Annotated in this window: 15 protein-coding genes; 13 read left to right on the top strand and 2 right to left on the bottom strand. The window is 70.6% G+C overall.

The window, feature by feature from the left end:
* Window positions 1-33 precede the first annotated feature (33 nt).
* From EES48_RS10950 to EES48_RS10935, 4 genes are all read left to right on the top strand, one after another.
* Complete coding sequence (locus EES48_RS10950; protein ID WP_122466957.1) at window positions 34-372, top strand: DMT family transporter; 339 nt, start codon at window positions 34-36, stop codon at window positions 370-372.
* 89 nt (window positions 373-461) lie between these two features.
* Window positions 462-1,238 (top strand): bifunctional hydroxymethylpyrimidine kinase/phosphomethylpyrimidine kinase, encoded by a 777-nt coding sequence (thiD, locus tag EES48_RS10945; protein WP_240623333.1) that lies wholly within the window; start codon window positions 462-464, stop codon window positions 1,236-1,238.
* Window positions 1,235-1,807: a nucleotidyltransferase family protein gene (locus tag EES48_RS10940; protein ID WP_122466714.1), complete on the top strand. Its 573-nt coding sequence runs from the start codon at window positions 1,235-1,237 to the stop codon at window positions 1,805-1,807. Before thiD ends, EES48_RS10940 begins: the two co-directional genes overlap by 4 nt.
* 11 nt (window positions 1,808-1,818) lie before the next feature.
* Window positions 1,819-2,640, top strand: a complete 822-nt coding sequence (locus tag EES48_RS10935) for a PhzF family phenazine biosynthesis protein (RefSeq protein ID WP_122466712.1) — start codon at window positions 1,819-1,821, stop codon at window positions 2,638-2,640.
* Window positions 2,641-2,643: 3 nt separating this feature from the next.
* Here the strand turns inward: EES48_RS10935 and EES48_RS10930 are convergent, their stop codons facing one another.
* Complete coding sequence (locus EES48_RS10930; protein ID WP_240623324.1) at window positions 2,644-3,060, bottom strand: hypothetical protein; 417 nt, start codon at window positions 3,058-3,060, stop codon at window positions 2,644-2,646.
* 207 nt (window positions 3,061-3,267) lie between these two features.
* On the opposite strand from EES48_RS10930, the gene EES48_RS10925 reads away from it, so the two are divergent.
* The 8 genes from EES48_RS10925 (at window position 3,268) to EES48_RS10890 (ending at window position 10,925) form a co-directional block, all read left to right on the top strand.
* Window positions 3,268-3,606, top strand: a complete 339-nt coding sequence (locus tag EES48_RS10925) for a PepSY domain-containing protein (protein ID WP_240623323.1) — start codon at window positions 3,268-3,270, stop codon at window positions 3,604-3,606.
* A complete protein-coding gene (locus tag EES48_RS10920) occupies window positions 3,607-4,287 on the top strand; it encodes a response regulator transcription factor (RefSeq protein WP_122466709.1) in 681 nt (226 codons plus the stop codon). It abuts the gene before it with no gap.
* Complete coding sequence (locus EES48_RS10915; RefSeq protein WP_122466704.1) at window positions 4,284-5,696, top strand: sensor histidine kinase; 1,413 nt, start codon at window positions 4,284-4,286, stop codon at window positions 5,694-5,696. Before EES48_RS10920 ends, EES48_RS10915 begins: the two co-directional genes overlap by 4 nt.
* Before the next feature lie 68 nt (window positions 5,697-5,764).
* Window positions 5,765-7,090: a hypothetical protein gene (locus EES48_RS10910; RefSeq protein ID WP_122466702.1), complete on the top strand. Its 1,326-nt coding sequence runs from the start codon at window positions 5,765-5,767 to the stop codon at window positions 7,088-7,090.
* Between the two features lie 17 nt (window positions 7,091-7,107).
* On the top strand, window positions 7,108-7,920 hold the full coding sequence (gene ccmI, locus EES48_RS10905; protein ID WP_122466699.1) for a c-type cytochrome biogenesis protein CcmI: 813 nt from the start codon (window positions 7,108-7,110) through the stop codon (window positions 7,918-7,920).
* 49 nt (window positions 7,921-7,969) lie between these two features.
* Window positions 7,970-8,488, top strand: coding sequence for a cytochrome c maturation protein CcmE (gene ccmE / locus EES48_RS10900; RefSeq protein WP_122466951.1), 519 nt, complete (start codon window positions 7,970-7,972; stop codon window positions 8,486-8,488).
* Window positions 8,485-10,458, top strand: a complete 1,974-nt coding sequence (locus tag EES48_RS10895) for a heme lyase CcmF/NrfE family subunit (protein ID WP_122466696.1) — start codon at window positions 8,485-8,487, stop codon at window positions 10,456-10,458. The genes ccmE and EES48_RS10895 overlap by 4 nt, the downstream gene beginning before the upstream one ends.
* A 53-nt stretch (window positions 10,459-10,511) precedes the next feature.
* Window positions 10,512-10,925, top strand: a complete 414-nt coding sequence (locus EES48_RS10890) for a cytochrome c-type biogenesis protein (RefSeq protein ID WP_205679435.1) — start codon at window positions 10,512-10,514, stop codon at window positions 10,923-10,925.
* Window positions 10,926-10,928: 3 nt separating this feature from the next.
* Here the strand turns inward: EES48_RS10890 and EES48_RS10885 are convergent, their stop codons facing one another.
* Window positions 10,929-11,951: a 2'-deoxycytidine 5'-triphosphate deaminase gene (locus EES48_RS10885; protein ID WP_122466694.1), complete on the bottom strand. Its 1,023-nt coding sequence runs from the start codon at window positions 11,949-11,951 to the stop codon at window positions 10,929-10,931.
* A gap of 81 nt (window positions 11,952-12,032) precedes the next feature.
* Here EES48_RS10885 and EES48_RS10880 point away from each other — a divergent pair, with 81 nt between their 5' ends.
* Entirely contained in the window at window positions 12,033-12,959 is a 927-nt protein-coding gene (locus EES48_RS10880) for a M20/M25/M40 family metallo-hydrolase (RefSeq protein WP_122466691.1), read from the top strand.
* Window positions 12,960-13,014 lie beyond the last annotated feature (55 nt).

The following is a 13,014-nucleotide window of genomic DNA, read 5'->3' as shown; positions in this document are numbered from 1 at the left end:
GCCCCCGGCCGCCATCCGGGCCATCTGGCCGGCATGTCGCTGAACACCGTCAATCCGTGGCTGATCCTGGTGGTCGCCGGTCTGCTGGAGATCGTCTGGGCCTCGGGACTGAAGTTCGTCGGACCACAGCGCCCGCTGACCTCGCTGGGCGTGTTGGTCGCGCTGGCCGCCTCGATGGCTCTGCTGTGGGCCGCGACCCAGCGGCTGCCGATCGGCACGGCCTATGCGGTGTGGACCGGCATCGGCGCGGTCGGCGCGGCCTCGGTGGGCGTCTTCCTCTACGGCGAGCCGGCGACGGCGGTGCGCATCGTCTGCATCCTGCTGATCGTCTCGGGCATCGTCGGGCTGAAGCTGTTCTCGGGCGCGCATTGATGGCCAATCCCGTCGATCCGTCTTCCACTCCCGCTCAAGCAGCGAGCGACCGCGTCGCGAGCGATAGCGTCAAAGACAAGGGAAGGGTTCTGATCCTCGCCGGCTCCGACTCCGGCGGGGGCGCCGGGATCCAGGCCGACATCAAGGCGATAACGATGATGGGCGGGCACGCGGCAACAGCGGTCACCGCGATCACCGTGCAGAACACTCTGGGCGTTCACGATGTCCATCCCCTGCCGATCGCCCTGATCGAGGCCCAGGCCCGCGCGGTGCTGTCCGACATCGGAACCGACGCCCTCAAGACAGGCATGCTGGGCGACACCGCCGTGGTCGAGGCCGTGGCCGGGCTCATCGACGAGGCCGGAGCGCCGGCCGTGGTCGATCCGGTGATGGTGGCCAAGGGCGGTCATCGCCTGCTGCCCGATGACGCCATCGCGGCGGTGCGCGCCCTGATGGTCCCCCGCGCCGCCCTGCTGACCCCCAATGCGCCGGAAGCCGAGGCCCTGACCGGGATCGTGGTCGCAGACCTGGACGGACAGAGGCGCGCCGGCGAAGCGTTGCTGGCGATGGGCGCCCGGGCCGTGCTGATGAAGGGCGGCCATGTCGAGGGGTCGGTGCTGATCGACCTCTTGCTGACCGGCGATGGCGAGACCCTGTTCGAGACCGAGCGGCTGGAGACGCGCCACACCCACGGCACCGGCTGCACCCTGGCCAGCGCCATCGCCGCCGGCCTGGCCATGGGCCGCCCCCTGCCGGACGCGGTCGCCCGCGCGTGGGCCTATGTCGGGGAGGCCATCCGGCGCGCCCCCGGCCTGGGCGCAGGCCACGGGCCGCTGGACCACGCGTGGCCGGTGCGGGACCGATGACGGCGCGGACAGCCGAACTGGTCGAAATCCTCCGCGCCACCCCCGGCCTGATGCGCGCGCTGGAGGCGGCGCGCGGCCTCGATCTGCCCGACTGGCGGATCGTGTCCGGCGCCGTCTATCAGGCGGTGTGGAACGCCCGGACCGGTCGTGAGCCCGACTATGGGGTCAAGGATTACGACCTGGCCTATTTCGATGCGTCGGACCTCAGCTACGAGGCCGAGGACGTGATCATCCGCCGCGCCGCCTGCGACCTGCCGCCGCCGCTGGACAGCCTGGTCGAAATCCGCAACCAGGCCCGGGTTCACCTGTGGTTCGAGGATCGCTTCGGCGAACCCTATGCACCGCTCGCCTCAACCGACGAGGCGCTCGCGCGGTTCGTCGCCCCGGCCTTCGCGGTCGGCGTCCGGCTTGAGCCCGACGACACAATCACAGTCGCCGCGCCCTTCGGCCTCGACGACGTGTTCGACATGGTGATCCGGCCCAATACCCACCGGCCCCGCGCCAGGGGCTGGGACAAGGCCGTCGCCTCCGCCCGGGCCCGCTGGCCCGAGCTTCGCGTCATCGACTGAGGGAGAGCGCCATGCGCCAGTGGACCGTCGACGCCTTCGCCGCCGAGCCCTTTCGCGGCAATCCGGCCTGTGTGGTCGAGCCCTTCGCCGACTGGCCGTCGGACGGCTGGATGCAGGCTCTGGCCGCCGAGAACAATCAGGCCGAGACCGCCTATCTGCGGACCACTGACGACCCCGCCCGCTTTGACCTGCGCTGGTTCACCCCGGCCATGGAGGTCGATCTGTGCGGCCACGCCACCCTGGCCGCTGCCCATGTTCTGGCGACCGTGCTGGCGCTCGACTCCGAGGCCCTGACTTTCGACACCCGCTCCGGACCCCTGATCGTGCGGTGCGGAGATGGCGGTTACGAGATGGACTTTCCGGCCGACCCGCCGCGCCGGATCGACGAGCCGATGGGCGTGTCCGAGGCTCTGGGGGCGGCGCCGCTCGAGGTCTGGGCCGGGCGCTATCTGGTCGCCCTGATGGCGGACGCGGCGACGGTGCGCGGCCTGACGCCCGACATCGCCGCCATCCACCGCCTTGGCCACGAGGCGACAGGCGGACCCGGCAATCTGGTGGTCGCTGCGCCCGCCGATCAGGCCGACGGCGTGGACGTCATAGACCGCTTTTTCGCGCCGGGTTCAGGCGTGGCTGAGGATCCCGCGACGGGCTCGGCCCACTGCATCCTCGGGCCGCTGTTCGCCGACAAGCTGGGCCGGCCGGTGGTGCGCTTCCTTCAGGCCTTTCCCGGCCGGGGCGGCGACATCGAGACCGAGACGCGCGGCGACCGCCTGATCCTGAGAGGCCAGGCGGTCACGGTGCTCGAAAGCACCCTTCGCGTCGCGGCGCGCTGAAATCTACCAGCGGCCGACGTTCTGACGGTCCCGGCGCTCCACACGGATCTGGGCGGCCAGCCGGTCGAAACGACGATCCAGGTCGGTGCGCTCCCAGCGGGTCAGACCGCCCCGGCGATACTGGGTCTCCAGCCGCGCCAGGGCGTGGAACTCGGTGCGGAGACGAGCGGCCTCGCGGCGGTTGAGCTGGCCGTTGCGCACACCGACGTCGATGCGGTGATCGAGGTTGGCCTGGCGGGCGTTGATCGACACCCACTGGCCCGGCGCGTTCCACGCCTGGGCCTCGGCGACATTCGGCGCGGACACCGACAGGGCGGCGGCGGCCAGCATGGGCAGCAGCGCCTTTCCGGCCGCCGAACGCATATCGGACGGGGCGGCGGCGGCGCGGGCGGGGGCGGAGCGTTCGACGGGACGGGTCATCGGGTCATCCTTTCCTTGATCTCGGCGCCCATGAGGGCGACGATGACTCCAGGTAAGCAGGGGCGAGCTGATCGGGCGCTGAACGGGCTGTTTCAGGCGCCGTTCATCGCGGCCCCGCGCGACGGAACCGGCTTTGGGGCAAGGTTAAACAACCGTGGTCATCAGTGTTCAGTCGCCGTTCAGCGCCGTGACCTTAGGGAAGGGACCATGATGTCCCGTGTGCTTACAGTTCTGATCGCCGGCCTGATCGCCGTCGGCCCCGTCGGGGTCGATGTCGCCTCGGCCCAGTCACGCCGGGGGGACAGCCCCCTGGTCAGCCAGTTCCGCCAGGACCGGGCGCGCGAGGAGGCGCGCGAGGGCCAGCGCATCTCGGCCCGCGACGTGGTGCGCCGCGTTTCGGCGGGGCGCGAGGGCCGCATGCTGAATGTCTCCGAACGCGGCAGCGGCTCAACCCTGACCTATGTCGTGCGTTGGGAGTATCCCGGGGGCCGAATTTCCGACATCACCGTGGACGGCCGCACCGGCCGGATTCTGGGAGAACGCTGAATGCGCGTGCTGCTCGTCGAGGACGACGCCGACCTGTCCCGCCAGTTGAAGACGGCGCTGGCCGACGCCGGCTACGCGGTCGATCACGCCCCGGACGGCGAGGAGGCCCACTTCCTCGGCGACACCGAACCCTACGACGTGATCGTGCTGGACCTGGGCCTACCCAAGGTAGACGGCGTGTCGGTGCTGGAGCGCTGGCGGCGCGAGGGCAAGACAACGCCGGTGCTGATCCTGACCGCGCGCGGCGCCTGGTCCGACAAGGTGTCGGGCTTCGACGCCGGCGCCGACGACTATCTGACCAAGCCGTTCCACACCGAGGAGCTGTTGGCCCGGCTGCGGGCTCTGCTGCGCCGATCCGCCGGCCACGCGACTGCCACCCTGGAATGTGGTGGCCTGCGTCTGGATCCCCGCGCCGCCCGCGCCAGCGTCAATGGCGAGCCTCTGCGCCTGACCTCGCTGGAGTACCGGCTGCTGCACTATCTGATGATGCATCAGGGCCGGGTGATCAGTCGAACCGAGCTGGTCGAGCACCTTTACGACCAGGACTTTGACCGCGACTCCAACACCATTGAGGTGTTCGTCGGGCGGGTCCGCAAGAAGATCGGTGCCGAGCGCATCGAAACGGTGCGCGGATTGGGCTATCGCCTGACGGCCCTGCCCGGGGAGACCGCGCCCGCGTGACGCCCCGGCCGTTCCGCGACGTGGGACGCTATTTCGGCCGGCCCGGCCGGTCCCTGACTCGTCGTCTCGTGTGGCTGGCCTCGGCCTGGATCGTCCTAGCCCTCTTGCTGACCGGCGCGGTGCTGACCTCGCAGTTTCAGGAGTCCGGGCTGCGGCGGCTGGGTGGGGTGCTGAACACGACCATCGATAATCTGATCGTGGCCACCACCGCGACGGAGAATACGGTGGTGACGCCGCAAATCCTGGATCAGCGCACCCTCAATGAATTCTCCGGCAAGTACTGGGTTGTGGGCGAGCCGCGGGACGATGGATCGCTGCGTGTCCTCACCCGCTCGACCTCCTTGTGGGACGCTGACATGCCGGCCCCGGACAGCCTGATTGAACGGCTTGAAGCCGGGTTCGGCGATTCGATCAGCTACAATGCCGTCGGACCAGTCGGCGAGCCACTGCGCATCGCCGCCACCATGAAGCGGCTGCCGGGGCGTTCCACCCCGGTGGTGTTCATCGCCGCCATCGATCGCTCCAACATCGACGCCGACACGCGCCAGTTCGCCGCCTTCACCTGGGCTGCGCTCGGCCTGCTCGGCGCCGGCCTGGTGCTGGCGGTGTTCATCCAGGTGAGGATCGGTCTGCGCCCGCTCTACGACTTGAGGACCGAGATCGCCGACGTCCGCAAGGGTCGGGCGACAAGGATCGAACGCGCCTATCCGATCGAGATCGCGCCCCTGGCCGAGCAGATGAACAAGCTTCTGGCCCATAATCAGGAGACGGTGGAACGCCAGCGCACCCATGTGGGCAATCTGGCCCACGCCCTGAAAAACCCGCTGTCGGTGCTGCTGGCCGAGGCCGGCGAGCGATCCGATCCGCTGTCCGACGTCGTGCGCCGCCAGTCGGAAGCGATGCGCAGCCAGGTCGAGCACCATCTTCGCCGGGCCCGCGCAGCCGCCCGGGCGGGCATCTCCGGCGAGCGCACGCCCGTCGGCGAGGTCATCGACGAAATGGCGGTGATGCTGGAGCGGGTGTTCCAGTCCAAAGGCGTGGAGATCGACTGGCGAGCGCCGGACGAACTGGCCTTCCGGGGCGAGCGTCAGGATCTGCAGGAACTGCTGGGCAATCTGATGGAGAACGCCTGCAAATGGTCCAAGGGTCGGGTGCGGGTGTCGGCGGGCGCCACCGGCCTGGGCCAGATGGTGGTGGTGGTCGAGGACGACGGGCCCGGCCTGCCCGAGGACCAGAGGGAGGCCGCACTGGCGCGCGGCGCCCGGATGGACGAAGCGACGCCCGGCACCGGTCTGGGCCTGTCCATCGTCGAGGAGCTGACCCGCGCCTATCAGGGCCGCTTCAGCCTGGCGGCCAGCGAAATGGGCGGGCTGAAGGCGGTGCTGGAACTGCCGTCCGCTGAGCTGTGAGCCACAGTTTTCCTTAAGCTTTGGCCGCCATCCTCACAATTGATGATGACCGCCGGGCTCCCCTCCTGATGGCCGCGATCCCCGCCAGAAAGGCCGCCATGGTGCGGATGGTGGTCGAGAAATCGCCGGACTCCGTCCTCGAGCGGCTGCGCGCCGCCCTGGCCGGAACGTCCGGACGGCTGGCCGAGGTGCGCGAGATGGTCGAGGCCGAGCGCGAGCGGCGAAGGGCCATGAACTTCGCCTTCCGGCCGCTGATGGCCCTGTCCAACCATGCCGACGGCAGCCATTTTCCGACCGAGGTGCGAGATCGCCTATGGGCCGAGATCAGCGATCTGCAGCCCGGTCTGGTCGAGATGCTGGACGACAGGCGCTTGGCTGACGGCGCCGCCGACAAGATCTGCGGCGTGGCGGCGGGGCTGCTGCGCGACGACCCCACCAGTTGGACACAGGTCGATGCGCTGGATCTGGCGTCGGATTTCGATCTGGTCACGCGCCTGCGGGACCTCCCGGACCTGCTGCCCGAACTGACGGGTCGGCCGTCCGACGAGGCCGTCACCCATTTCCGCCTGGTGCTTCGCGACGCCCAGGCGATGCATGAGGACGGGGTGATGCGGGTGCTGCGCATCCTGTCCGCACACCTCGCCGCTCATCCGGCCCAGACCCTGAGGCTGGTGGCGCTGTCGGCGCCCAACGCCGAGCAGGAGGCGGTGATCGAGGGATCGGAACTGTCTGCTCTGGTCGAGGGTCTGATCACGCGATCGGAGGCCGCAGGCGAGGTCTATCTTTCGATCGACCCGGCGTCGGCGAGCGAGGCTGAGGTGAAGGCGGCCGACCGCAAGCTCCACCTGGCGGTCGAAATCCTGGCCGAGGTCGCCCTGACGCTCCAGCTTCGTCCCGGCGGCGCCTGGGCGACGCGACAACGGACCCTGCGCCGGCGCCTCACCGACCGGGCCGTCCACGACATGAAGGCCGCGCTCAAGGCCGTCGAAAAGGCGCTGCCGCTCGCCAGCGCGCGGATCGCCCGGGGCATGACCCGCAAGGCGCCGGATCTCGAGGCTGACCCGGATAGCCCCGCGATCGGAGAAGCCCAGCGCCGGCTGATCCTGTTCGCGGGGTTGAAGGCCGCCGCCGCCATCCTGGGCTGCGCGGCCGAAAAGGCGCGGATCGGCGAGACCCTGGACCTGCGCCTGGCCGACTATGTCGAAGAGGCGGTGAACCGGCTCAATGACGGAGAGGTCGAGGACCGAGCGCGCGCGGCGCGACTGATCGAGCGCGCCGCCGATTTCCTGGACCGGCTGGGCGACGGCGCCCTGGCCACGGCCGCGCGGCGTCGTCTGGCCGCGGCGGAACAGCGCGCCCAGGAGGATCCGCTCGGCTCGATTCGCGTCGCCTGATCGGCTAAAGCGCCGCCATGATAGGCTTCTGGCTCATCGGCGGAGCGGCGACGGCGGCGGCCGCCATCCTTATCCTGTGGCGCGCGCGGCTGGCCGCGGACCGCCCGGCCGAGGCCGATGTCACGGGTGCGGCCGAACTGGCCGAACTGGACCGTCTGCGCGAGCGCGGCCTGATTGACGCCGATGCCCATGCCGAGGCCCGAGCCGAGGCCGGCCGCCGCCTGTTGCGCACCGACCCCGAGCACGCCGAAATGCGGGCCGTCCGCTCCGATCGTCCCCTGCTGCTGGCCGGTGTCGTCGCAACCGCCGTGGTCACCCTCGGCGTCTACGTCGTGACCGGCAGCCCCGGTCGCGCCGATCAGCCCTTTGCCCAGCGCGTCACCGAATGGTCCGGCCAGATCGATCAGCTGGACGCTCCTCGCCTGGCGGCCGTCGCCGAACGCGCCGCCGGCGAGCGGCCGCAGGATCCCGAAGCCCAGGCCTTCCTCGGCCGCGCCCGTCTGGAGGCCGGCGACCCGCTGGGGTCCGCATCCGCCTTTCGCCGCTCCCTGACACTGCGTCCCAATCATGCCGAGACCTGGGGCCGGTTGGGCGAGGCCCTGGTCCTGGCCAATGACGGCGCCATCGGCGGCGACGCCGAGGCCGCCTTCTCCCGCGCCCTGGAGATCGATCCGACCGCCCAGCCGCCTCGCTTCTTCCTGGGCCAGGCCGCCCTTGAGCGCGGCGATCGCGACCGCGCCGCCGAGCTGTGGCGTCCGCTGATCGAGGGCCTGCCCGACGACGACCCGCGTCGCGCGCCCCTGCTCGCCGCTCTGGAGTCTGGCGCGTGACAACGCCGCATTGGCCGCCGCGCGGATCGGCGCTATGGGGCGCGACCCCATGAGCTGGCTTCCCAAATCCCCCAAGGCCCGGCGGCGCCTGTGGCTGATCGCCGCCGTCACCCCCATCCTGGCGCTGGCCACGGGCCTCAGCCTGTGGGCCATGCGCGACAGCGTCACCTTCTTCTACAGCCCGTCAGAGATCACCACGGAAGCGGTCCCCGCCGGGCGGCTGATCCGGCTCGGTGGCTTGGTCCAGACCGGCAGCGTGACCCATCCGGCCGAGGGCGGGGTGATCTTCGCCGTCACCGACAACGCCGCCGTCACCCCGGTGCATTTCGATGGCGACCTGCCTGACCTGTTTCGCGAGGGTCAGGGCATCGTCGCCCAGGGCCGGTTTCGCGAGGACCGCATCTTCGAGGCCTCAGAGGTGCTGGCCAAGCACGACGAGACCTATATGCCGCGCGAGGTCGCCGACCGGCTGAAGGAAACCGGCGAATGGCGCGGCGGCGACAGCGCCGAGGCCCAGGCCGCCGCCTATCGCCCGCCCGTAACGGCCTCGGGCGCGACCCCCGGATGATCGCCGAACTCGGCGCCCTGGCGCTCGCCCTCGCCCTGGCGCTCGCAGTGATGCAGGCGGTGGCCGCCGGCCTTGGCGCGGCGCAGCGACGTCCGGTCCTGACCGGCGCCGCCGAGGGCGCGGCCATCGCCTCGGCCATCGCGGTGGCCATCGCCTTCGCCGCCCTGATCCATCTGTTCATCGTCTCGGACTTCTCGGTCTCGAACGTCGCGGCCAATTCCCACACGGCCAAGCCGCTGCTCTATCGGGTCGCCGGCGCCTGGGGCAGTCACGAAGGCTCGCTGGTCCTGTGGTGCCTGGTCATGACCGGCTTCGGCGCCACGCTGGCCCTGGGACGCGGCCTGCCGTTCGGCCTCCGGGCATGGGCCACGGCTTGCCAGGGCCTGCTCAACGCCATGTTCCTGGCCTTCGCCGTCTTTACCTCCAGCCCCTTCACCCGCCTCGACCCCGCCCCGGTGCAGGGCGCGTCGCTGAACCCGCTGCTCCAGGACCCGGCGCTGGCGGTGCATCCGCCGCTGCTCTACGCCGGCTATGTCGGGCTGTCGGTGCCGTTCAGCCTGGCGGTCGCGGCCCTCATCGTCGGCCGCGTCGATCCGGCCTGGGCGCGGTGGGTGCGGCCGTGGTCGCTGGCGGCGTGGTCGTTCCTGACCGTCGGCATCACCCTCGGGGCCTTCTGGGCCTACTACGAGCTGGGCTGGGGCGGCTGGTGGTTCTGGGATCCGGTCGAGAACGCCTCCTTCCTGCCGTGGCTGGCGGCGGCGGCCCTGCTGCACTCCGCCATCGTCACCGAGCGGCGCGGCGCCTTGGCCGGCTGGACCGTGTTCCTGGCCCTGCTGGCCTTCAGCTTCTCCATGCTCGGCGCCTTTCTGGTGCGGTCCGGCGTCCTGACCTCGGTCCACGCCTTCGCCGTCGATCCGGAGCGGGGAATGCTGCTTCTGGCCATCCTCGGCGTCGCCTCGGGCGCGGCTTTCGCCCTGTTCGCCTGGCGCGCGCCCAGCCTCCAGCCCGGCGGCCTGTTCGCCCCGGTCAGCCGCGAGGCGACCCTGGTGCTGAACAACCTGTTCCTCGCGGCCGCCGCCGCCACGGTCCTGCTCGGCACCCTCTATCCGCTGCTGCTCGAGGCCGCGACCGGCCAGACCATCTCGGTCGGCCCGCCCTATTTCAACCTGACCTTCACCCCTCTGATGGCCGCCGCCGCCCTTATCCTGCCTGCCGGCCCGCTGCTGGCTTGGAAGCGGGGCGACCTGATGGGCGTGCTCCAGCGGCTGAAGTGGGCGGCCGGCCTGTCGCTGCTCGCGGGCGTGGCCAGCCTGGCCCTGACATCCCTTTCGGCCGCCATCGTCGCGGTCGGCGTCATGATCGGCGCCTGGCTGATCCTCGGCACCCTGACAGAATTGGTCGAGCGTACCCGCCTGTTCCGCGCACCCGGCGCCGAGGTCTGGCGCCGCACCAAGGGCCTGCCGCGCGGCGCCTGGGGCATGACGCTGGCGCACATCGGCCTCGGCGTGTTCGTGCTGGGCGCCGTGGTCGAGACGGGGCTGAAGACCGAGGTTCCCTCCGTGTTGTCGCCCGGCGATCCGCCCGTGGCCTTCGCCGACTGGCGCGTGACGCTGGACGATGTCCGCATCGTCGAGGGGCCAAACTATCTGGCCGAACAGGGCGTCTTCACCCTGTCGCGCGACAATGGCTCGGGCGCCCGCGCGGTCACGGCCGAACGCCGCTTCTGGCCCGCCGGCGGCCAGACCACCACCGAGGTCGGGCTGGATTTCCGGGGTCTGGACGACCTCTATGTGGTGCTGGGCGAACGCCGCGCCGGTCCCGAGGGCCAGCCGGCCTGGAGCGTGCGCGCCTATCACAATCCCTGGGCGCGGCTGATCTTCCTGGGACCAGCGCTGATGGCGCTGGGCGGGCTGGTGTCGCTGACCGATCCCCGGCTGCGGGTGGCGGTGACGCGGAGGCGCAGGTCGTGATCCGGCGGTTGCTCCTTACGCTGACGGCCTGGTGCGCGCTTGCCGGCGCGGCCATGGCCCAAGACGTCGCCGCCCCCGACCAGCCCCTCGCCGATCCCCAGGCCGAGGCCCGCGCCCAGCGCCTGTTCGGCGACATCCGCTGCGTGGTCTGCCAGCACGAATCCATCGCCGACAGTCCGGCCGGCATCGCCGGAGACCTGCGCCGTCTGGTCCGCGAACGGGTCGAGGCCGGGGCCACCGATCGCGAGATCGAGCGCGAACTGGTCGAACGCTACGGTGACTTCATCCTGTTCCGCCCGCCCTTCAACGCCCTGACCGCCCTGCTCTGGGGCGCGCCCTTCGTCCTGGGACTCGGCGGCCTCGCCGTCTTCCTCGCCTGGTCCCGCCGCCGACGAGAGCCGGTCCAGCCCCTCACGCCGGAGGAAGAGCAGGCCCTGGCGGAACGGATCAGGCCGCCGAGCGACTGAACGCTAGACCCACGCCCTGAAGTGCTTCGATAGCTTCAGGCCCTGGCTCTGATAGTGGCTGCCGCCCTCGCCATACAGCCGCGTGGGCCGCTCGGTCAGGGGCTCATAGACCAGCCGCGCCACCGTCTGGCCGTGCTCCAGAAGGAAGGGGGTATCGTGGGTCCGCACTTCCAGCACCCCGCGTGAGCCCGCCCCATGCGCCTCGTCGGTGCCGAAGCCAGGATCGAAGAAGCCTGCATAGTGGACCCGAAACTCCCCCACCGACGGGTCGATCGGCGTCATCTCGGCCGCCTGCAACACCGGAATCTCCACCGCGTCGGACGACGCCAGGATGTAGAACTCGCCCGGATCCAGCAGCAGTTCGCCGCCCCGCGCCTCCAGAGGCTCCCAATAGGCGCGCGGGTCGTGGCCATCGATCCTGTCCAGATCGATCACGCCCGCATGGCGCCGCCCGCGAAAGCCCACGATCCCTTCGCCCAGCTCGACGCCCACGCTGCGGGTTTCCAGACGCGGCGGATCGCCTGCCTTTAGCCTGAGCTGGTTCAGCCGCGTGCCGGGCCTGACCAGGATGGAGAAGGTCTGGGGCGCCACCTCGAGATACAGCGGCCCCTCATAGCCCTCGGTCACGTCGTCGAAGGCGTCGCCGCGATCGGTCAGCAGGCGCACGAACACATCGACCCGTCCGGTCGAGCTCTTGGGATTGGCCCGCGCGATCAGGCCGGGCGGCAGCTTCAGCCGCTCCTGAAGTTCGACGATATAGACGCAGCCCTTCTCCAGCACCGCGCCGCCGGTCAGGTCCAGCCGGTGCATGGCGACATCGGCGATCCGCTCCTCGACTCGGCGCCGGCCCGGCAGGAACGAGGCCCGCACCCGCCAGGCGTGACCCCCCAACCGAAGATCCAGACTTGCCGGCTGGACCTGGTCCGCATCGAACGGTGTGGCGGACGTGACCGCTCCGGCGGCGATCAGGGCTTCGATGGACTGGCACGGCAGGATGCCTGGGCGGGCGGCGTCGATCAGGGTCATGCGGCCTGAATACACGGCTGACACCCCGTGGCCATAGCCACGCGAACGGCTAAGGTGACGCCGTCCTCATCTGGAGCCGTCATGCGTCCGATCCTCGCCCTCACCGCCGCCCTCGCCCTCGTCGCCGGCTGCGCCACCGCCCCGGACTCCGCGCCCGATGTCGGGCCGTCACGCCTGATCGAGGACCTGCGCATCCTGGCGGCCGACGACATGCAGGGCCGCGCGCCGGACACCGAGGGCGGTCTTAAGGCCCGCGCCTATCTGGTCCAGCGGCTGGAAGATCTGGGCGTCGCCGCCCCGCCGTCCGGCCGCCTCCAGGCCATCTCCGGCGAGGTCCGCCGCCAGAGCGGCACGCGCCAGGTCTCCGGCGCCAACATCCTGGGCCTCATCCCCGGGACCACCCATGCCGACCGCTACATCGTGGTCACCGCCCACTATGATCACCTGGGCGTCCACGACGACCAGATTCACAACGGCGCGGACGACAACGCCTCGGGCGTCGCCAGCGTCCTGGAGCTGGTCCGCCGACTGAAGGCTCGGCCGCCGGAGCACAGCGTGTTGATCGTCTTCTTCGACGCCGAGGAATCCGGCCTGCTGGGCGCCCGACGCTTCGTCGAGAACCCGGTCGTGCCCTTGGCCAACATCGCCCTGAACCTCAATCTCGACATGACCGCGCGGGCCGAGACCGACAACCATCTCTGGGTCACGGGGACCTATCAGAACCCTAGCTTCCGGCCTCTGCTGGAGCCGATCGCGCCGGTCGACGGCATCAGCCTGAGCTTCGGCAAGGACACGCCGCAGGATACGGGCGCGAACAACTGGGTCGAAGCCTCGGACCACGGCCCATTCTTCCGCGCCGGCGTGCCCTTCATCTATCTGGGCGTCGACTTCCACCCGGACTATCACCAGCCCACCGACGACTTCGACCGCGTCCGCCCGGAGGCCTTCACCGCCGCCACGGAGCTGGCGGTGCGGGCCTTTCGCGCGCTGGATCAGGGCGTGAATTAGCAATCAGACGCCCGCCCAACCCTCGCTCAAGCAGTGAGCCGCCGCGTGGCGAACG

Origin of the sequence: Brevundimonas lutea (assembly GCF_003704105.1) — a bacterium.
Lineage (GTDB): Bacteria > Pseudomonadota > Alphaproteobacteria > Caulobacterales > Caulobacteraceae > Brevundimonas > Brevundimonas lutea.
Note: the sequence above shows the minus strand (reverse complement) of the source record. Positions and strands in the feature narration are given on the sequence as shown.